This is a genomic window from Nocardia sp. NPDC049707 (assembly GCF_040674855.1).
In the GTDB taxonomy this organism is placed as follows: domain Bacteria; phylum Actinomycetota; class Actinomycetes; order Mycobacteriales; family Mycobacteriaceae; genus Nocardia.
This window is the reverse complement of the sequence record NZ_JBFANN010000009.1, coordinates 167,165-186,545: the sequence shown is the minus strand read 5'-3', so window position 1 is coordinate 186,545 and position 19,381 is coordinate 167,165. Positions and strand designations below refer to the sequence as shown.

General features: G+C 65.3%; 16 protein-coding genes, 1 rRNA gene and 1 pseudogene. 12 read left to right on the top strand and 6 right to left on the bottom strand.

Features of this window, described 5'->3' with window-relative positions:
• The first annotated feature begins 138 nt into the window (after nucleotides 1-138).
• From rrf to AB0J29_RS11915, 5 genes and pseudogenes are all read left to right on the top strand, one after another.
• Nucleotides 139-255, top strand: a 5S ribosomal RNA gene (gene rrf / locus AB0J29_RS11935).
• A gap of 652 nt (nucleotides 256-907) precedes the next feature.
• Entirely contained in the window at nucleotides 908-1,657 is a 750-nt protein-coding gene (locus tag AB0J29_RS11930; protein ID WP_364783337.1) for a rhomboid-like protein, read from the top strand.
• 58 nt (nucleotides 1,658-1,715) lie between these two features.
• Nucleotides 1,716-2,402: an endonuclease NucS gene (gene nucS, locus AB0J29_RS11925; RefSeq protein ID WP_364783334.1), complete on the top strand. Its 687-nt coding sequence runs from the start codon at nucleotides 1,716-1,718 to the stop codon at nucleotides 2,400-2,402.
• Nucleotides 2,403-2,534: 132 nt separating this feature from the next.
• Nucleotides 2,535-2,831: pseudogene (locus AB0J29_RS11920) on the top strand (transposase); the annotation flags it as partial.
• Nucleotides 2,832-3,203: 372 nt separating this feature from the next.
• On the top strand, nucleotides 3,204-3,512 hold the full coding sequence (locus AB0J29_RS11915) for an ATP/GTP-binding protein (RefSeq protein WP_364783331.1): 309 nt from the start codon (nucleotides 3,204-3,206) through the stop codon (nucleotides 3,510-3,512).
• Nucleotides 3,513-3,800: 288 nt separating this feature from the next.
• Here AB0J29_RS11915 and AB0J29_RS11910 read toward each other — a convergent pair whose 3' ends face one another.
• From AB0J29_RS11910 to mce, 3 genes are all read right to left on the bottom strand, one after another.
• Nucleotides 3,801-3,974, bottom strand: coding sequence for a hypothetical protein (locus tag AB0J29_RS11910; protein WP_364783328.1), 174 nt, complete (start codon nucleotides 3,972-3,974; stop codon nucleotides 3,801-3,803).
• A 655-nt stretch (nucleotides 3,975-4,629) separates the two neighbouring features.
• Entirely contained in the window at nucleotides 4,630-5,631 is a 1,002-nt protein-coding gene (locus AB0J29_RS11905; RefSeq protein ID WP_364783325.1) for a hypothetical protein, read from the bottom strand.
• 86 nt (nucleotides 5,632-5,717) lie between these two features.
• Nucleotides 5,718-6,191 carry a methylmalonyl-CoA epimerase gene (mce, locus tag AB0J29_RS11900; RefSeq protein ID WP_364783322.1) on the bottom strand — a complete coding sequence of 158 codons (474 nt, stop codon included), beginning with the start codon at nucleotides 6,189-6,191 and terminating at the stop codon, nucleotides 5,718-5,720.
• Nucleotides 6,192-6,390: 199 nt separating this feature from the next.
• Here mce and AB0J29_RS11895 point away from each other — a divergent pair, with 199 nt between their 5' ends.
• From AB0J29_RS11895 to AB0J29_RS11885, 3 genes are all read left to right on the top strand, one after another.
• The gene (locus tag AB0J29_RS11895) at nucleotides 6,391-7,569 is read left to right on the top strand and encodes an acetyl-CoA C-acetyltransferase (RefSeq protein WP_364783319.1); all 1,179 of its coding nucleotides are present in this window, start codon (nucleotides 6,391-6,393) and stop codon (nucleotides 7,567-7,569) included.
• Between the two features lie 97 nt (nucleotides 7,570-7,666).
• The gene (locus AB0J29_RS11890) at nucleotides 7,667-8,044 is read left to right on the top strand and encodes a DUF3817 domain-containing protein (RefSeq protein ID WP_364783316.1); all 378 of its coding nucleotides are present in this window, start codon (nucleotides 7,667-7,669) and stop codon (nucleotides 8,042-8,044) included.
• Nucleotides 8,045-8,105: 61 nt separating this feature from the next.
• A complete protein-coding gene (locus AB0J29_RS11885; protein ID WP_364783362.1) occupies nucleotides 8,106-8,951 on the top strand; it encodes a tetratricopeptide repeat protein in 846 nt (281 codons plus the stop codon).
• Between the two features lie 46 nt (nucleotides 8,952-8,997).
• Here the strand turns inward: AB0J29_RS11885 and glgB are convergent, their stop codons facing one another.
• From glgB to AB0J29_RS11870, 3 genes are read right to left on the bottom strand one after another with little or no spacing between them, the layout of a single operon-like run.
• On the bottom strand, nucleotides 8,998-11,154 hold the full coding sequence (glgB, locus tag AB0J29_RS11880) for a 1,4-alpha-glucan branching protein GlgB (protein ID WP_364783313.1): 2,157 nt from the start codon (nucleotides 11,152-11,154) through the stop codon (nucleotides 8,998-9,000).
• The gene (locus AB0J29_RS11875) at nucleotides 11,151-13,154 is read right to left on the bottom strand and encodes an alpha-1,4-glucan--maltose-1-phosphate maltosyltransferase (RefSeq protein WP_364783310.1); all 2,004 of its coding nucleotides are present in this window, start codon (nucleotides 13,152-13,154) and stop codon (nucleotides 11,151-11,153) included. Before AB0J29_RS11875 ends, glgB begins: the two co-directional genes overlap by 4 nt.
• A gap of 38 nt (nucleotides 13,155-13,192) precedes the next feature.
• A complete protein-coding gene (locus AB0J29_RS11870) occupies nucleotides 13,193-13,876 on the bottom strand; it encodes a LysE family translocator (protein ID WP_364783307.1) in 684 nt (227 codons plus the stop codon).
• Between the two features lie 116 nt (nucleotides 13,877-13,992).
• On the opposite strand from AB0J29_RS11870, the gene glgP reads away from it, so the two are divergent.
• From glgP to AB0J29_RS11850, 4 genes are all read left to right on the top strand, one after another.
• The gene (gene glgP, locus AB0J29_RS11865) at nucleotides 13,993-16,563 is read left to right on the top strand and encodes an alpha-glucan family phosphorylase (protein ID WP_364783304.1); all 2,571 of its coding nucleotides are present in this window, start codon (nucleotides 13,993-13,995) and stop codon (nucleotides 16,561-16,563) included.
• A gap of 222 nt (nucleotides 16,564-16,785) precedes the next feature.
• Complete coding sequence (locus AB0J29_RS11860) at nucleotides 16,786-18,147, top strand: NCS2 family permease (protein ID WP_364783301.1); 1,362 nt, start codon at nucleotides 16,786-16,788, stop codon at nucleotides 18,145-18,147.
• 112 nt (nucleotides 18,148-18,259) lie between these two features.
• Nucleotides 18,260-18,805: a DoxX family protein gene (locus AB0J29_RS11855; RefSeq protein WP_364783298.1), complete on the top strand. Its 546-nt coding sequence runs from the start codon at nucleotides 18,260-18,262 to the stop codon at nucleotides 18,803-18,805.
• Nucleotides 18,806-18,918: 113 nt separating this feature from the next.
• Nucleotides 18,919-19,314, top strand: a complete 396-nt coding sequence (locus AB0J29_RS11850; protein ID WP_364783295.1) for a RidA family protein — start codon at nucleotides 18,919-18,921, stop codon at nucleotides 19,312-19,314.
• Nucleotides 19,315-19,381: the final 67 nt, after the last annotated feature.

The window sequence follows — 19,381 nt, the reverse complement described above, 5'->3', positions numbered from 1 at the left end:
GTAGGTGACTGGTACTAATAGGCCGAGGACTTACCAACAAAGAAGCTACGCGTCCACTGTGCGGTATCTGAAACAACACACACAACCCCTCCCTCCTTTTTTGAGGGGGATCGTGGGGTGTGGATAGTTTCATAGAGTTACGGCGGCTATAGCGGTGGGGAAACGCCCGGTCCCATTCCGAACCCGGAAGCTAAGGCCACCAGCGCCGATGGTACTGCACTCGACAGGGTGTGGGAGAGTAGGACACCGCCGGAACATCCTTCACGATAGGGGACCCACAATTTGGGTCCCCTATCGTCGTTTACACACCTATATCTATGCGGAAGGCCCCCAACAACAGTTGGGGGCCTTTCTGCATTCCAGCTCGTCCATGTTGTGGACTGTGTGCAACCGACGGCGACCGAGAGGATCGTTGTCTCGGTGATCATCACTGATCGTGATATCGAGGTTGATCACGCCAGCAATCACGTTCTCCTGATTACTCAGGGCTCGCACGACGGTGATTACACCGTCTCGCACTCGTGCGCTGCGCCCAGTCTGGTTGCGGGCAACTAGTTGAAGATCGCTGGCTATGAATATGATCCGGATCGGGGATGATGCGCGATTCGATCGGAAGCCACCGCGGGCAGTGGATGTGGTGGTGTGCGTCACCGCGGCGCCCGATGGCTATGTCGCTCAGATAAACTGTGTCGAAGTCTTCTACTGCAACTTCGCCGATGAATCAGAGCGCGCTATTTGCTGCTTTGTACCGCCGAAGTGAAACCGAGAGATCGGCTACCCGTTGGGGGTGCACATGGTTTCGGAGCAACCTCACAGGGAACAGTGACACTATGTGGCGCTCCGGCGTTCATGATGGAGAATGACAGAAAGTAGTAGTCAGCGTCGGCCAGCTCGAGAGGACCGGTCGATGCGCATGGAGGTGTTGATGGTCGCAGCGACGACAACCGCCGACCGCGCGCCGGTCGATCCCAGCAGACCACTTCGCTCACGCTGGTGGCAGCTGAGGCTCCCGGCGACGTTCGGATATCTGGCGGCTCTTGTCGCTGTAACCGTGGTCTTCTCGGCGCTGAATGAGTCGGCGCAGGCGCGGGTGGTGCTGCATGCGAGCACGAATCTGCACAATCTGTTGAATGGCCGGGTGGGCACCGTGTTCTCGAGCGCACTGGTGATCGGCGATGTCAGTACCGCCTGGGTACTGATTCCGTTGCTCGGTTGCCTGCTGGCACTTGCCGAGCTGCGCTTCGGTGCTGTGCATATGGTGCGCGTATTCCTGGCCGGACATATCGGTGCCACGCTCCTTGTCGCGGCCGGCCTGTGGATCGCGATCGAGGCCGACTGGTTGCCCGCGAGCATCCGCTGGGCGCAGGACGTCGGCGTCAGCTACGGCGCCATGGCGCTGGTCGGGGCGATCGTGGTCGCCATTCCGCATCGCTGGCGAATCGCTTGGTCCACTGTATGGTTCATCATCGCGGCCGAGGGCGTGTTGATCGAACAGACCTTCACCAATGTCGGTCACCTGCTCGCCTTCGGCATCGGCACCGCGGTTGGCTTCGGCATGCTGCGCGCGAAAGCGGCGTCTACCCGCCACCTCACTCGGGTCGAATCCGGTCTGCTCGCCGTGAGCGCCTTCCTCGCGGCAATTGTGCTCATGGGCTGACAGCCGACGCGACAGGGGTGCCGCCGGGCAGGACCGGGCGCTCACCTACAGTGCTTGGGTGCGCCTAGTGATTGCTCGCTGTCAGGTCGACTACGTGGGGCGACTCACCGCCCATCTTGCGATGGCCCGCCGACTACTGCTCATCAAAGCGGACGGTTCGGTCCTCGTGCACTCCGATGGCGGCTCGTACAAGCCGCTGAACTGGATGAGTCCGCCGTGCTGGTTGGCGGAGCGCGACGGTGATGCAGTGCCTGAGGGCGCGAAGGCCTTCTGGGTGGTTACCAATAAGGCGGGTGAGGAACTGCGCATCACCATCGAGGACATCGAGCACGACTCCTCGCATGAGCTGGGCGTGGACCCCGGTCTGGTGAAAGACGGTGTGGAGGCACATCTTCAGGAGCTTCTCGCCGAACACGTGCAGACCCTTGGCCCCGGCTACACACTGATCCGCCGCGAGTACATGACCGCCATCGGCCCGGTGGATCTGCTTTGCCGCGATGCCGATGGTGCCACTGTGGCCGTCGAGATCAAGCGCCGCGGCGAGATCGACGGCGTAGAACAGCTCACCCGCTACCTGGAACTCTTGAACCGCGACCCACTCCTCGCCCCAGTCGGCGGTGTCTTCGCCGCCCAACAGATCAAACCCCAAGCCCGCACCCTCGCCGAGGACCGCGGCATCCGCTGCCTAACCCTCGATTACGACGCCCTACGCGGCACCGAGACCAACGAATTCCGCCTCTTCTAGCTTTCCCCCTACCTGCCGACGGCACCCGAACTCGCCCACAGCGCACGAGCTCATCGGCCACACATAACACGGTAAGCGGGTCTCGAGCGCCGGAGACCAAGGAACTTCGCATCAGACGAGACCGATCACGAGCGCGCGTATGCCGTCGAGCGTTCGGGCGACGCGGACGGTGTGCTGGTCGTAGACGAGACCGGATTTCTGAAGAAGATGGGTGAAATCTGCTGGGGTGCAACGGGGACAGCGGGCCGGATCGAGAATTGCCAGCTGGGTGTGTTCTGCGCCTACACCACCGGCAAGGTTCGCACGCTGATCGACCGGGAACTGTATCCGCCTAAGTCGTGGACCACCGATCGAGACCGCTGCTGGCAGGCCGGGGTGCCGGACGAGGTCGACTTCGCTACCAAACAGGTTCTGGCACAAAGCATGCTGGCTCATGGAGCGATAACGTGCGTATGGGTTGGCGCGGCGCGCACGTTTTGCGCACCGCGCGTGGATTTGTTGAGCAATAATGTGCGTGGCGTGCGTGGGGGTGACGGACTGCACCCGTGGTGGGCGTTGGGCTACGACTGGGCTTGTGGCACGCCCAGACGGAAGTGGCGGACGGAATGCCAAGTGGGACCGCTCGGGGGTGCCCCGCTGACTCCATACTGGGTTGCCTGCTGCGCACGACTCTTCACCGCGTATGGGTTGGCGTGGCACGCATGGATATGTCGGGTAATGACGTGTGTGGTGTGTGAAGTTGTGCGTGGGAGGGATGGACTGCGCTCGTAAGGGTGTCGGGGGACGACCTAGGCTTGTGGCATGCCCCGACGGAAGCCGCGTACGGAACGCCAGGGGGGTCGCTCGTGGGAGGGCGGCCCGGCGATCGGCGATGTCTTTGGTCGGCGAGAGGCTGGGCCGGACGGCGACGACGTGTATGTCGTTCGGACCATTCCGGGGAGCCGGGCTGTCAAAACCTATCGATGCCCGGGCTGCGATCACGAAATCCCGCCCGGGGTGGCCCATATCGTTGCCTGGGCGGTCGACGGCGGCGAAGACGACCGCAGGCATTGGCACCGTGGGTGCTGGAATGGGCGCAACACCCGACGAATTACTCGCCGCTGGTCCTGAATCCCTGTGCATCCCAGAGCCTTCTTACTGCACTTCCTCATATCGCAGTGCACATCCCGCGTACATGTAGTACGGCTGCGACTGACGGTGCGTCTGGAGACAGAAGGTGCAGAGGTGGTGCGTCCGCGGGTAGAAGTACGCCCGCGAGTAGGAATTCGGATTTGCCCATGACGGTCGGTCTTCTCGTGGTCGGACTGCGGGTTCAGTGATCGAGCTCGCCGAACCGATGGATAGCGACAACATCGCCAAGGTCTCGGGTCGGTGGTCGATAACCATGCTGAGAACGATCTAGCCCAGGTGTGCGATCGCCTGCCCGAGGCTGGTCGGGTTCCCATTGCGGGACACCATCCGCGTCAGCTCGTGGCCGGACACCTCACCGCGGTGCACCGATACCGCTCGCCGGTCGACGTCTTCGATCGGCTCGTGAACGGCGACCGTCCGCTGCGGCTCTGTTGTCGGCATAGATGCGCATGCTGCTGCCGATCGATTGCGTGGCCCGGTAGAAGCCCTCATCCCTTGCAGCCACGCGGACGCGACGCGACGCGGGGACTCGCGTAACGCCGTCTGTCCTGGGGTAGTCCGCCTTGCTTCCGGCGACTACGCCGGCGCGGCCGAACTGTTCCTCACCGAGCAGCCTGCGCCTTGATGGCGCTCCTATCCGAACTGAGACGCAGATCGCACGGCACCCGATCGATGTTTTCGGTGCTGGGAAGCATCCGGGGTCATGGCGGGCGGGGATGTGACGACCTTTGAGTCGGCAGCTGTCACCCGAGGGGGATGACTTCGGCGTATACCCGGTTGCGGGGTCTCTGGATTCCCGTGGGGCTCAGTATCGCCGGGCAGGGCGGTGCAGTGGGTTCGAAGTCTGAACAGCGAACTCGGTTGCGGGGCAGTCGAGAAGATACTGCGGGCGGTGGATTTTCGTGGGGCTGCGAGCCTCTGGAAAGGGCCAGGGCGAATGATTCAGGGGCGCTGCATGCCCCGGGTTGGGGAAGCCTGTGCTGCGCGCAGAAACGATGTCTGATCAGGACATCAAGAAGGCCGCCCCAGGTGTGGGGCGGCCTTTGGTGTGCATTCGGTTGGGGTGTTGCGTTTGTCGCCGCTCAGCCCGCCGTCGTCAGTTGGCGATTTCGGCGTTCTCGCGCTCGTCGGTGTCGATGTCGTCTTCGTCGGACGAGACCTCAGGGATGGCCTTGGTGCGCGAACCGGTGACCGACTTGGTGCCGCCGCCGATGGACTTGCGCTGATCCGGAACTCCGTCCAGCAGTTCGCTTTCCCGGTTGACCGCCGCGAGCATGGCGGGCACCGAGTCGAGCTGGCCGCGGATGCCGAGCAGCTGGGCGAGCACCCGGCCGCGCAGCACGCGCATCTCCTCGGCGAGTTCCTTGGCGTGCGCGATCTTGCGCTCGGAGGTCTGGGTGGCGGAGGTGATGAGGCGGTTGGACTCGTCGGTCGCGTCCTTGATCCGCTGAGCGGCCTCGGCGCGGCTGGTGGCCTCGAGCTCCTCCATGGCGCGGGTGAGCTTGGTGCGACGTTCCGCCATGGTGGCCTCGAAGTCCTGCTGGGTCGCCTTGCGCTTGGCATCGGCTTCCTTGCCGAGGCGGTCGGCCTCGGCCTGAGCGGCCTCGATGATCTTGGCGGACTCGGTACGCGCATTCGCGAGGGTCTGCTCGAATTCGATCTCGAGCGCCTCGCGCTTCTCCTTGGTCTCGGCGAGCAGCGATTCGTACTTGCCACGCATTTCGGTGGCCTGCTGCTCGGCGATCGACACCATTTCCGCCGCCTCGGCCTGCGCGAGCGCGCGGACCTCGGATGCCTCGTCGGAAGCCAGCCGCAGCATCCGGGAGATGCGGTCGGACATGCCTTCCGCGGTGGTCGGCGGAACCGAAAGGCGATCGACTTCCTTGCGGAGTTCGTCGATCTCGTCCCGCGCGTCCTCCAGTTGGCTGGCGAGGTTACGGGCTTGCGCCGCAGCGGCATCCCGATCGGTGGCGGTGACTCTCAGTTCGGCATCGAAACGGTCGAAGTAGTTGCGTACCTCGTCTTGCGCATAACCCTTGCGCACAACGGTGAAGGGCAGTGCAACGAAGCGATTGCGATCGGACTCAGGTGACGACATGGCACACAAACTACAGCCTATGCGCACCGCGTGGTGACTCGACCGCGAATGTGATCACGACGAGTTTTTCAGGCCCGATCTCGATACTAGTGCGTAACATTCGCGTTCGGCTCGACCAACTCGATCAGCACACCTCCAGCATCCTTCGGGTGAATGAAATTGATGCGGGAATCTGCGGTTCCGTGACGCGGGGCGTCGTACAGCAAACGCAGACCTCGATCACGAAGATACACGGAGACAGCCTCGATGTCGGTGACGCGATAGGCGAGTTGCTGCAAGCCCGGCCCGCTGCGATCGATGAACTTGGCAATGGTGGACTCCGCGTCGAGAGGCGCCAGCAACTGCAGGGCAGTCGCGCCGTCGGGCGCGCCGGGCAACGACAGCATCGCCTCGTGCACACCTTGAGCCGCATTGACCTCGCGGTGGGTCTCGATCATGCCGAGATTGTCGGCATACCAAGCAATTGCGGCATCCAGGTCGGGTACGGCGATGCCCACGTGGTCGACGGCGATGACGTAGTCGCCGGGGATGAAATTCGACGGGTCGATAACGTTGCTCACCACTCGAACGTAGCGCCTGATCCGACACAGCTGGCCGGAAGGCCGTCATTGGTCCCTCGCGGTTGGCCGAGCGTAGGCGAGGGCGCCGCGTACCTGGTAAGGGGCGTTCGCGTTGGACAAGCTACCGTTGAGTACAGAGGTTGACGTCGCGAATGCTCGGTGCGCGACGCTGTTCCGATCAATGAATGCGAGGCTCGTCGTGACCACAACCGTGATCGTCTCCGGTGCACGTACCCCGGTCGGTCGGCTGCTCGGGGGTCTGAAGGACTTCACCGGTTCCGACCTGGGCGGTTTCGCCATCAAGGCGGCGCTGGAGAAGGGTGGCGTCGCGCCGGAGCAGGTCGACTACGTGATCATGGGCCAGGTGCTCACCGCCGGTGCGGGGCAGATCCCGGCTCGGCAGGCTGCCGTGGCCGCGGGCATCCCGATGGATGTGCCCGCCTTGACGGTGAACAAGGTGTGCCTGTCCGGTATCAACGCGATCGCGCTCGCGGATCAGCTGATCCGCGCGGGCGAGTACGAGATCGTCGTCGCGGGCGGTCAGGAATCCATGAGCCAAGCCCCGCATCTGCTCGAAAAGAGCAGGGAGGGTTACAAATACGGCGACGTGACGCTGCGCGACAGCATGGCCTACGACGGTCTGCACGATATCTTCACCGACCAGCCGATGGGGGCGCTGACCGAACAGCGCAACGACACCGAGCCGGTCGGCCGGGAGGATCAGGACGCGTTCGCGGCGGCCTCGCATCAGCGTGCGGCGGCGGCGTGGAAGAACGGCGTCTTCGATGACGAGGTGGTCCCGGTCTCGGTGCCGCAGCGTAAGGGCGATCCGATCGTGGTGAGCACCGACGAGGGTATTCGTGCGGACACCACCGTCGACTCGCTGGCCAAGCTGCGCCCGGCCTTCCGCAAGGACGGCACCATCACCGCGGGCACCGCCTCGCAGATCTCCGATGGCGCGGCCGCGGTGGTCGTGATGAGCAAGGAGAAGGCGCAGGCGCTCGGCCTGAGCTGGATCGCCGAGATCGGCGCCGCGGGCGTGGTGGCGGGACCGGATTCGACACTGCAGGATCAGCCCGCCAACGCGATTGCCAAGGCCTGTGCGCGCGAAGGCATTTCGCCCGCCGAGCTGGATCTGGTGGAGATCAACGAGGCGTTCGCGGCGGTCGGCATCGCCTCCACCCGCAAGTTGGGTATCGATCCGGAGAAGGTGAACGTCAACGGTGGCGCGATCGCCATCGGGCACCCGCTCGGCATGTCAGGTGCGCGCATCCTGCTGCATCTGGCGCTGGAGCTGAAGCGGCGCGGCGGCGGCATCGGCGCGGCCGCGCTCTGCGGTGGCGGCGGTCAGGGCGACGCTCTGATCATCAAGGTGTAGTTCTCGTCTCCGTCGGCCCGGCACATGCCGGGTCGGCGGACGTGCGGGGCCGAGGTGTGACCGGTTCAACTACACCCCGTCGTAGCGGTCCGGCACAATGGTGGCCATGGGCAATTTCTTCGACTTGAGCACCGTGGCCAAGCGATTCCGCTTCATCGCCGTGCTGGAGGCGATCTCCTGGGTCTTCCTGATCGTCGGCATGGTGTTCAAGCGCCTCCCCGAACCGGTCCTGTGGCCGGTCAAGGTATTCGGGATGACGCACGGCATCATCTTCATCCTGTTCGTCATCACCGCGATCCTCGCGGCCCGCGAGCTGGCCTGGAACACCAAGACCACCGTGCTCGCGCTGCTGTCCGCCATTCCCCCGTTTTTCACCGTGCTCTTCGAGGTGTGGGCGGTGCGCGCGGGCAAGCTCGGTGAGCTGAGCGATGTCGGTTCTGTCGACTCCGGAGCCCCGGCGTCGGTCACGCCGTGACAAACTGGAGACCGTGACTCGACCTGCTGCCCGCCGCCCTTCGCCAGCCGTCGCCGCCGCCATGTCCGGTGCGGTGGATCTGTCCAGCCTGAAACAGCCGCCGGCCGGTGCGTCGGGTGCCGGAGGCGGCGACTACGCCGTCTCCGAGGCGGATTTCGAAACGAAGGTATTGCGCCGGTCCATCCAGGTGCCGGTGGTCGTCGTGCTGTATTCGCAGCGCAGTCCGGGCAGCGTCGAGCTGGTTCGGACGCTGGAGCAGCTCGTACAAGAAAGTGCGGGCGCGTGGGATCTGGCCACGGTCGAGGCCGAGGCCAATATGCGGATCGCGCAGGCCTTCGGTGTGAAGGGCATTCCGACGGTGATCGCGGTGGCCGGTGGCCGACCGCTCGCGGATTTCGAGGGCGCTCAGCCGGAGCCGCAGGTGCGGCAGTGGTTGAGCGCGGTAGTCGAGGCGGTCGGCGGCCAGCTCGAGGGCGGTGAACAGCCGCAGGCCACGGAGGACCCGCGTTTCACCGCCGCGGAGGCCGCGCTGGAGCGTGGTGACATGGCCGGCGCCGAAGCGGCCTATGAGGCCATTATCGCCGCGGAGCCGGGCAATGAGGAGGCGAAGAGCGCGCTGCGTCAGCTGCGCTTCCTGTCCCGTGCCCAGGCCATTTCGGACTCCGCGATCGCCACCGCCGATGCCGATCCGGCCAATGTCGACGCGGCCCTGGATGCCGCCGATGTGGAAATGCTGAGCCAGCGACCGGAGGCCTCGTTCGACCGGTTGATCGCCGTGATCAAGAAGACCGCGGGCGATGATCGCACCAAGGCGCGCACTCGGCTGCTCGAACTCTTCGAATTGTTCGATCCGGCAGAGCCTTTCGTGGTTGCTGCCCGCCGCAAGCTCGCCGCCGCGCTGTACTGATCCGGCCGTCGGGGCAGGTCGATCGCCGGGAGCTACCCGCCTGCGACTATGACTCCGGCGCGAGCCAGATCGCGGTATTCGGCGCCAGCGCCACGGTGGCCGAAGCTGGTCGGCCGTGCCACGGGCCGTCGGTGGCCTTGACGCCGCCCAGGTTTCCGATACCGGAGCCACCGTATTCGACCGCGTCGGTATTGAGGATTTCGCGCCAGGTGCCCGCACTCGGCAGACCGACGCGGTATTCGCCGTGCACCGAGCCGGAGAAATTGAAGACGCAAGCGATCACCGAACCGTCGGAGCCGTAACGCAGGAAGGCGATCACATTGTTTTCGCGATCGTCGGCCTGGACCCAGGAGTAGCCGCCCGGACTGGTGTCCTGGCTCCACAGCGCGGGATGGGCGCGATAGACCGCGTTCAGATCCCGGACGGCGGCCGTAATGCCCTGGTGCAGTGGGTTCTCCAGCTCGTGCCAGTCCAGGCCGCGGTCGTGCGACCATTCTCGGAACTGGCCGAAATCCTGGCCCATGAACAGCAGTTGCTTACCGGGATGCGACCACATGTAGGCCAGCAGTGCGCGCACGCCCGCCGCCCTGGCGAACTCGTCGCCGGGCATTCTGGTCCAGAGGGTGCCCTTGCCGTGCACGACCTCGTCATGGCTGATGGGCAGCACGTAGTTCTCGCTCCACGCGTATACCAGCGAGAAGGTGATCTCGTTGTGGTGCCAGGAGCGGTGGATCGGATCGCGCCCGAGATAGCCGAGGGTGTCGTGCATCCAGCCCATATTCCACTTCATGGTGAAGCCGAGACCGCCGACGTCGGCGCCGCGGGTGACACCGGGCCAGGTGGTGGATTCCTCGGCGATGGTGACGACGCCGGGATGGTGGCGGTGCACGGTTTCGTTGAGATCCTGGAGGAAATCGACGGCCTCCAGGTTCTCCCGGCCGCCGTGCACATTGGGTTCCCATTCACCTTCGACGCGTGAGTAATCCAGGTACAGCATGGAGGCGACCGCGTCGACGCGCAGTCCGTCGATATGGAATTCCTCGATCCAGTACCGCGCATTGGCGACCAGGAAGTTACGCACCTCATTGCGGCCGAAGTCGAAAATATAGGTGCCCCAGTCGAGTTGCTCGCCACGGCGCGGGTCGGCGTGCTCGTAGAGCGCGGTGCCGTCGAAGCGTGCCAGCGCCCACTCGTCGCGGGGGAAGTGCGCGGGCACCCAGTCGAGCAGTACGCCGATGCCTGCGGCGTGCATGCGGTCGACGAAAGCACGAAAATCGTCGGGTGCGCCGAAGCGGGCGGTGGGTGCGTAATACGACGTGACCTGGTAGCCCCAGGAGCCGCCGAACGGGTGCTCGGCGATCGGCAGCAGTTCGATATGGGTGAATCCGGCAGCGCGCACGTAATCGGCGAGCTGATCGGCCAATTCTCGGTAGCCGAGGCCGGGGCGCCAGGAACCCAGGTGCACTTCGTAGATGCTCATCGGGGCGCGAGTCGGGTCGGTGTGTTCGCGGGCGGCGAGCCAATCACCGTCGGACCACACGTAATTGCTTTCGGTGACCACCGATGCCGTCGCCGGCGGCAGCTCCGTCGCGAAGGCCAGCGGATCCGCATGATCCACGGTGCGGCCGTCCGCACCGTGCACCCGGAACTTGTACTTGGTGCCGACGCCGACCCCAGGTACGAAGACCTCCCAGACCCCGGAGGATCCGAGCGAACGCATCGGTGCGGTGTGTCCGCTCCACCCGTCGAAATCCCCGATCACGGTGACACCCCGGGCATTCGGTGCCCAGACGGCGAACGAGGTGCCGTCGACCGTGCCGTCGAGGGTGGTGTAGTTGCGCGGGTGCGCGCCGAGCACTTGCCACAGGTGTTCGTGGCGACCCTCGCCGATGAGATGCAGGTCCAGCTCACCGACGGTGGGCAGAAAGTGGTAGCCGTCCGCGCTGATGATCGTCTGCCCGCCTTGGTAATCGGTGACGATGCGGTAATCCATCAGGTCCGGATGCGGTACGACACCGGCGAAGATGCCGTGCCCCAACGACTTCAGCGGATGATCGACGCCGCCGACACGGGCGAACACCGTATCGGCATGCGGGCGCAGCACCCGGACGATCGTGCCATCGGGATGCGGGTGCGCGCCGAGCACCGTGTGCGGATCGGTATGGGTGCCCGCCGCGAGCAACATCAGATCGCGGCGTTTCATCGAAATGTATTCCGGAAGGCCAATTCCGCGCGCGCCTGCTGCGGTACCGCGGGCAGTGTGAGGATGTGGGCGACCGCGCGGGCCGGATCCAACCGCACGTAATTGGTCTGCGCCCAATGGTATTCCTCGCCGCTGACCTCGTCGAATACCACCGGATGGTCGTGCCATTCGCGGCCGATGGCGGGCAGGTCGAGCGAGATCATGCCCCATTCGGCCGCATAGGGATTCAGATTCACGATGACCAGCACCGCGTCACCGCTGACCGGATCGATCTTCGAATAGGCCAGCAGCGCGTCGTTGTCGACATGATGGAAGTGGATGCAGCGCAACTGCTGCAGTGCCGGATGCGCGCGGCGGATCTCGTTGAGCCGAGTGATCCACGGCTCCAATGATTCGCCGCGTGCGAGTGCCTCCGCAAACGGGCGCGGGCGTAGCTCGTACTTCTCCGAATCCAGGTATTCCTCGCTGCCCGGACGCACCGCTTGATGTTCGAAGAGTTCGAATCCGGAGTAGACGCCCCAGGTCGGGGCCATGGTCGCGGCCAGCACCGCGCGGATGGCGAACATGCCGGGCCCGCCGTGCTGCAGGCTCTCGTGCAGGATGTCGGGGGTGTTGACGAACAGGTTCGGTCTGGCCTCGTCGGCCTTGGCGGCGAGTTCATCGGCGAATTCGGTCAGCTCCCATTTGGCGACGCGCCAGGTGAAATACGTATAGGACTGGCTGAATCCGCGGCGGGCCAGACCGTAGAGCCGGGCCGGCCGGGTGAACGCCTCGGACAGGAAGATCACCTCGGGGTCGGTGCGCCGGACGGTCGCGATCAGCCATTCCCAGAAGTCGGCGGGTTTGGTGTGCGGGTTGTCGACGCGGAAGATCTTGACGCCCAAGCCGATCCAGTGCCGGATGACGCGCAGCACCTCCGCGTACAGCCCGTCCGGATCGTTGTCGAAGTTGACCGGGTAGATGTCCTGATACTTCTTCGGTGGATTCTCGGCATAGGCGATGGTGCCGTCCGGGAGCGTTGTGAACCACTCCGGGTGTTCAGTGACCCACGGATGATCCGGTGCGCACTGCAGCGCCAGGTCGAGTGCGACCTCGAGGCCGAACTCGGTTGCGGTGGCTACGAATTCGGCGAAGTCGGCAGTGGTGCCGAGCTCGGGATGGATCGCGTCGTGTCCGCCCTCCTTCGATCCGATCGCCCACGGGGAGCCGACATCACCGGGTTCGGCGGCGAGTGCGTTATTGCGACCCTTGCGGTTGACCGCACCGATCGGGTGGATCGGTGGCAGGTAGACCACATCAAAGCCCATGCCCGCGATGCGCGGCAATTCTTTTGCGGCGGTGGCGAAATTGCCGTGGATCGGGTTGCCCGCAGCATCACGGCCGCCGGTCGAGCGCGGGAAGAATTCGTACCACGAGCCGTACAGTGCCCGTCGACGTTCCACCAGCACCGAATGTTGCGGACCGCGAGTGACCATGTCCCGCAACGGCGTATCGCGCAAGATTGCGGCGACCTCCGCGCTGAAGGCGGGGGCGACCCGGGCGGGCAGCTGTTCGTCGGCGCGCAATGCCATCGCGGCGGCGCGCAAGCGTTCGAACTGCTTTTTGGGCACTGCCTGCGCGGCCCGTTCGAACAGCCGGGCGCCGAGTTCGAGGTCGTTGGCGAGGTCGGTGGCGCTCTGTCCGACGGCCAGCTTGGCCTCTACGACCGCCCGCCAGGTGACGATCGGATCGCTCCAGCCCTCGATGCGGTAGGTCCACGCACCGGGCACGTTGGGTACGAAGGTGGCGTTGAAGACATCCGGCTCGTAGTCCGGCGTCATGCGAATGCGGGTGATCCGCGACGAGCCGGGGCCGCGCACCGCGAGGGTGGCGGAGACGGCCTCGTGCCCCTCGCGCCAGACCACGGTGCGCACCGGAAAGACCTCGCCGACCACGGCCTTGGCCGAGCGTCCGCCGGGTATCGCAGGGGCGGTGTCATCGATGGCGATGCGGCCGGTCACGTCGACCAACCTACCGGGTGCGGGGCTATCGGACGGGATCAGCGTGCGTCGGCCGCCAGACCGAGACCCAGTGCGACCAAGATCGCGCCGAGCGCGCGCTCCACCCGCTGGCGGATTTCGGTTCGTCGCAGCCAGGTTCCGGCGCGGTCCGCCGCCAGCACGATGCCGATGCACCAGGCGGTATCGATGACCAGCTGGATACCCGCCAGGATCAGCACGGTCGGCAGCACCGGACCGCTCGACGGCAGGAACTGCGGCAGGATCGTCAGGCCGAAGACGGCCGCCTTCGGATTCGCCGCGATCGAGATCAGCGAGGCGCGGAAGGCCGAACCGGGGGTGCGCCCGGCGGGCAGCAGCTTGGTCGCCTGGGGATGGCAGCCGGCGGAGCCGGCGGGGCGGGTAAGCGCCGTGCTGCCCAATTCGTCGTCACGGCGGGCGCCGCGCCAGGCCTGCACGCCGAGCCAGATCAACACCAACGCCCCGAGGACGTGTACCACGGTATTCATGAACTGGTTCGCGACCAGCAGCACCGAAAGACCGGCGCCACCGGCGAGCGTCCAGCCGAACACCCCGATCTCGTTCCCGGCCACCGCCGCCAGCCCGGCCGCGCGGCCGTCGCGCACCGAGCGCTGGAGGAACAGCGCTGTCGCCGGTCCAGGTAGGGCGGCCAGAATGAAGCAGGCCAGCAGGAACTGGGGGAGCACATCGATCCAGTGCGGCATCAGCCGATGATCGCACCTGCGGGAGTTGGCCGCGAGCTGTTATTGCCGCGGACGTCATCGGGTGACCTGGGGCGCTTGGGCGACTTGGGTGGGTCGCATTCGGTAGGGTTCGGCAGGTGAAGGCACTTCGTCGTTTCACCGTCCGTGCCCATCTGCCCGAGCGTTTGGCGGCGCTGGGCGAACTTTCCACGAATCTGCGCTGGTCGTGGCATTGGGCAACCCAGGATCTATTCGAGGAGCTCGATCCCGAGCTGTGGCGCGAACTCGGCCACGATCCGGTGCGGATACTGGGTGAGGTGCCCGCGGCGCGGCTGGACGAGCTCGCGGCCGACGCGGACTATGTCGGGCGAGTGGATGCCGCGGCCGCGGATCTGCGCGACTATCTGACCCGGCCGGGTTGGTTCCAGCGGCAGACCGCCGAGCCGGTGCGCGGCATTGCCTACTTCTCGATGGAGTTCGGCGTCACCGAGGTCCTTCCGAACTATTCCGGCGGCCTCGGGATTCTCGCCGGTGATCATCTGAAATCCGCATCGGATCTCGGGCTGCCGCTGATCGGCGTCGGATTGCTGTACCGCTCCGGCTATTTCCGGCAGTCGCTGACCGCGGATGGTTGGCAGTCCGAGCACTATCCGGCGCTGGATCCGCAGGGGCTGCCGTTGCGGCTGCTGACCACCGAGGGCTCGCCGGTGTTGATCCATGTCGCCATGCCCGATCAGCGGGTGCTGCGGGCGCGGGTGTGGATCGCGCAGGTCGGGCGGGTGCCGTTGCTGCTGCTGGATTCCGATATCGCCGAGAACGATCCGGAACTCCGCGCGGTCACCGACCGGCTCTACGGCGGTGATCAGGACCATCGGATCAAACAGGAGATTCTGGCCGGTATCGGCGGAGTGCGGGCGGTGCGCGCCTATACCCGAGCCGCCGGACTGCCGGATCCCGATGTGTTCCATATGAACGAGGGCCACGCCGGATTCCTCGGCGTCGAGCGGATCCGTGAATTCGTTTCGACCGGACTGGATTTCGATACCGCACTCACCGCAGTGCGGGCCGCGACCGTATTCACCACGCATACGCCGGTGCCCGCGGGTATCGACCGGTTCCCGATGCCGTTGGTGCGCAGGTATTTCGGCGGCGGGCACGGTGAATCCGAATCCGCGATGCTGCCCGGGCTCGCCGCGGACCGGATCATTGCGCTGGGACGCGAAGCCGATCCGTCGGTATTCAATATGGCGCATATGGGGCTGCGACTCGCGCAGCGCGCCAATGGTGTTTCCACACTGCACGGCGAGGTGAGCCGCGCCATGTTCGCGCCACTGTGGCCGGGCTTCGACGCGTCCGAGGTGCCGATCGGTTCGGTCACCAATGGTGTGCACGCGCCCACCTGGGCCGCGCGCGAGTGGTTCGACAAGGCGCGCGAATACATCGGTCCCGAGCTGGTCGAGGAGGCGCGTGGCTGGGAGAAGCTGCGCGATTTCGACCTGGGTGAATTGTGGTCGACCCGGAATGCCTTGCGCGCCACCCTGGTTGCCGAAGTGCGCCGCCGGGTGCGCGCGTCCTGGTTGGAGCGCGGCGCGGCTTCGGCGGAATTGGGTTGGGTCGACAACGTTTTCGATCCCAATGTGCTGACCGTCGGGTTCGCGCGGCGGGTGCCGACCTACAAGCGGCTGACGCTGATGCTGCGCGATCCGCAGCGCTTGCGTGCGCTGCTGCTGAATCCCGAGCGGCCGATGCAACTGGTCGTCGCGGGCAAGAGCCACCCCGCCGACGATGGCGGCAAGGCGCTGATCCAGCAGGTCGTGCGCTTCGCCGATGATCCGGAAGTGCGCCACCGCATCGTCTTCCTGCCCGACTACGACATGTCCATGGCCCGCCATCTGTACTGGGGTTGCGATGTGTGGTTGAACAATCCGCTGCGTCCGCTCGAGGCCTGTGGCACCTCCGGAATGAAGTCCGCGCTCAACGGCGGGCTCAACCTCTCCATCCGCGACGGCTGGTGGGATGAGATGTACGACGGCGAAAACGGTTGGGCCATACCGACCGCCGACGGTGTCGCCAATGAACACCGCCGCGACGACCTCGAGGCCGCCGCCCTCTACGACCTGTTCGAACGCACCGTCGCACCGCGCTTCTACGATCGCGACGGCTCCGATATGCCGGTGCGCTGGGTCGAGATGGTGCGTCACACCCTGCAAACACTCGGCCCGAAGGTGCTGGCCTCTCGCATGGTTCGCGACTACGCCGTCGAGTACTACGCCCCTGCCGCCTCCGCCGGTCGACGCGCGAGTGCCGACGAATTCGCCGGTGCCCGAGTGGTGTCGGAGTACCGCCGCCGAGTCGAGGCCGCCTGGCCCTCGGTCAAGATCATCCAGGTCGACAGCGCGGGCCTGCCCGATACCCCGATCATCGGCGCCGAACTCTCCCTCGCCGCCCGCATCGACCTCGGCGACCTCACCCCCGCCGACGTCACCGTGCAGGCGGTACTCGGCCGAGTCTCGCCGACCGACGACCTCTCCGACACCACCGCGTTCCCGATGGCGCACACGGGATCGGAATCCGGTGTAGACGTTTTCACCGTCGAAACCCCGGTCCCCCTGTCCGGCGCCGTCGGCTACACGGTCCGCGTCCTACCCCACAACGAACTACTCGCGTCCGACGCCGAACTCGGCCTGGTCATAGCCCCGAGAGCTTGACGGGGTTTCAGTCGGAGTTCTCGGCGAGGCGGGGGCCAGGGCAATGGCCGGAAGGAAAGCCGAGGCCGGAGTATTCGACCTCGACGAGGCACCGGATGGGATAGGCGGGCCAGAAGTTGACCGCGGCCTTGGTGCCCGGTTGATGGGTCGGGTTCTCGCAGGCAGTGAATCGTCGGCTACCGTGCCCTGGCAGCCTGTACTTGTTTTCGACTGGAGAGCCCCATGGTCACCGACGTTCTGACGCGAGCCCGAGGACGTCTCGACGCGTACTTCGACATCAGTTCGAACGGCTCGACCATGAAGCGCGAGCTGATGGCCGGAACGATCACATTCCTCGCCATGTCCTATGTGCTCGCCGTGAATCCGTCGGTGCTGGGCGACGAGGGCGCGCTCGGTGCCAAGGGCATTCCCATGCAGGCGGTCTTCACCGCCACGGCCGTCGCCGCGGTCATCGGCACGCTGGTCATGGGGGTGTGGGCCAAATATCCGATCGCACTCGCACCGGGTATGGGCCTCAATGCCTTCTTCGCCTATTCGGTGGTGCTCGGGATGGGGATCCCGTGGCAGGTGGCGCTGTCGGGCACCTTTCTGTCCGGGGCGATCTTCTTCGTCCTCGCGATCACCAAGGTGCGCGAACGCATTCTCAATGCGATTCCGATGCAGATGAAGCTGGCCGTCGGCGCGGGCATCGGCATGTTCGTGGCGTTCCTCGGTCTGAAGAACGCGGGCATCGTGGTCAATAGCGACGCCACGCTCGTCACCCTCGGCGACTTCACCAACGGCACCACACTGCTGGCCCTGTTCGGGCTCGTGATGACTGTGGTGTTCCTGGTCATCGGCTGGCACGGCGCGGTGCTCTACGGCATCGTGCTCACGACTGTTGTCGGCGTCATCAGCGGCCTGGTCGATCTGCCCAAGGGCGTCGTCGCGATGCCGAGGGGGCTCGAGGACACCTTCGGTCAGGCGATCATCCATCTGCCCGATGCGTTCACCGGCCAGATGGCCGTCGTCGTGCTCACGATGCTGTTCGTCGACTTCTTCGACTGCTCCGGCACCCTGATCGGTGTCGCCAACCAGGCCGGACTACTCGACAAGGATGGCAAACTGCCGCGTGCGGCCAGCGCACTGGCCGCGGACTCGGTGGGCACCATGGCGGGCGCGGTCATCGGCACCTCGACCACCACCGCCTACGTCGAATCGACGGCAGGTGTCTCAGCGGGCGGACGGACCGGCATGACCGCCGTGACCACGGCGGGCTGGTTCCTGATCGCCATGTTCTGCTACCCGATCTTCGCGGTGGTCGCGGGCTCGGCCGCGATCACCGCACCCGCGCTGATCGTGGTCGGTGTGCTCATGGCCCGCGCGCTCGGCGAAATCGATTGGAATCGGCTGGAGTACTCGATTCCGGCCTTCATCACCGTCATCATGATGCCGCTGACCTACTCGATCGCGAACGGGCTGGCGATGGGCATGCTGTTCTATCCGATCGTGATGGTCGCGAAGGGGCGCGTCAAAGAGGTACATCCGGCGATGTGGGCGCTCATGGTGATGTTCCTCGGATACTTCTTCTTCCTCGCCGAATAAGCCTCGCCTATCGCGCGGTCGCGCTGCACTGTGGGATAATCGGACCGCAGTCCGATTCATTGCCGAGGCTAAACAGTCATTGTTCCCAACCGATGCACGGATGAGGACCAGCATGACCACCAACGGCGCACCCGAGCACACCAACGATCCGAATATCGCGACTCTCGACAACTTCGCCGCCGATACCGGCCTCCTGCTGCTGCGCGTCGTCTTCGGCGGTCTGCTTGCGGCGCACGGCACCCAGAAACTGTTCGGCTGGTTCAGCGGCAAGGGGTGGCGCGCCACCGCCGCCGCCTTCGATTCCATGGGCTACAACCCCGGCAAACTGTTCGGTACCCTCGCCGGACTGTCCGAACTCACCGGCGGCCTCCTGCTACTGCTCGGTCTGCTGACGCCACTGGCCTCGGCCATCGTGCTCGGCACCATGATCAATGCGGTCAATGCCACCTGGGGTGGCGGCCTGATGACCGGTAAGGGCTATGAAACGCCCTTGCTGTTCGCCACCGTCGGCGCGGTTGTCGCATTCACCGGCCCCGGCAAGTTCTCCCTCGATTACGGCCGTCCATGGCAGCGTCAGGGTGTGGTCTGGAGTGTGGCCGCAATCGTGCTGGCCGTGATCGCGGCCATCGTCACGTTGATCCTCAAGTGGACGCTCTGATCCGTCGGGATAGCTCGTTTGTTCGGTCATCGCGCTTGTTTGTCACAGTGGCGTTCGATGCGTCGTCATCATGCTGGACCGATCGTCGGTCCATTGTCGAGTAGGAGACAGCTGTGACCATTGCTATCAGCAACCCCGCCGAACTGCATGACCCGACCGGCTTCGGCTACAGCCATGTGGCGCAGGTTCGAGGCGAACTGGTGTTGATCGCCGGACAGTACGACTCGGATGCGCAGGGGCACACCACCAGCTCGGATTTCGCCGAGCAGGTGGACCGTGCCTTCACCAATCTCGCGATCGCCTTGCGCTCGGTTGGGCTCGATTTCGCCGACGTGGCGCAGCTGCGGACGTTTATCGTCGATCACGACTTGGACAAGCTCGCGGTGCTCGGCAAGAAGATCGCCGAGCTGTGGGGTGACCGGCCGCCGGTGCAGACGCTGAACGGCGTTGCCTCGCTGGCGCTTCCGGGTATGTTGTTCGAGGTGGACGCAGTCGCCGTGCGCGGCTGAGGAATGGATATTGTCGTGTCCCCGCGCCGCGTGCCGGGCATGACGCTGGGACCCTTGGCGACTCCGA

What these genes read in the sequence shown, in the direction of transcription:
- AB0J29_RS11905 (WP_364783325.1), bottom strand. Translation starts at nt 5,631, where the DNA reads ATGTCGTCACCTGAGTCCGATCGCAATCGCTTCGTTGCACTGCCCTTC.
- glgB (WP_364783313.1), bottom strand. Translation starts at nt 11,154, where the DNA reads ATGAAACGCCGCGATCTGATGTTGCTCGCGGCGGGCACCCATACCGAT.
- AB0J29_RS11910 (WP_364783328.1), bottom strand. Translation starts at nt 3,974, where the DNA reads ATGCCGACAACAGAGCCGCAGCGGACGGTCGCCGTTCACGAGCCGATC.
- AB0J29_RS11860 (WP_364783301.1), top strand. Translation starts at nt 16,786, where the DNA reads ATGGTCACCGACGTTCTGACGCGAGCCCGAGGACGTCTCGACGCGTAC.
- AB0J29_RS11870 (WP_364783307.1), bottom strand. Translation starts at nt 13,876, where the DNA reads ATGCCGCACTGGATCGATGTGCTCCCCCAGTTCCTGCTGGCCTGCTTC.
- AB0J29_RS11915 (WP_364783331.1), top strand. Translation starts at nt 3,204, where the DNA reads ATGCCCCGACGGAAGCCGCGTACGGAACGCCAGGGGGGTCGCTCGTGG.
- AB0J29_RS11855 (WP_364783298.1), top strand. Translation starts at nt 18,260, where the DNA reads ATGACCACCAACGGCGCACCCGAGCACACCAACGATCCGAATATCGCG.
- AB0J29_RS11885 (WP_364783362.1), top strand. Translation starts at nt 8,106, where the DNA reads ATGTCCGGTGCGGTGGATCTGTCCAGCCTGAAACAGCCGCCGGCCGGT.
- AB0J29_RS11890 (WP_364783316.1), top strand. Translation starts at nt 7,667, where the DNA reads ATGGTGGCCATGGGCAATTTCTTCGACTTGAGCACCGTGGCCAAGCGA.
- AB0J29_RS11930 (WP_364783337.1), top strand. Translation starts at nt 908, where the DNA reads ATGCGCATGGAGGTGTTGATGGTCGCAGCGACGACAACCGCCGACCGC.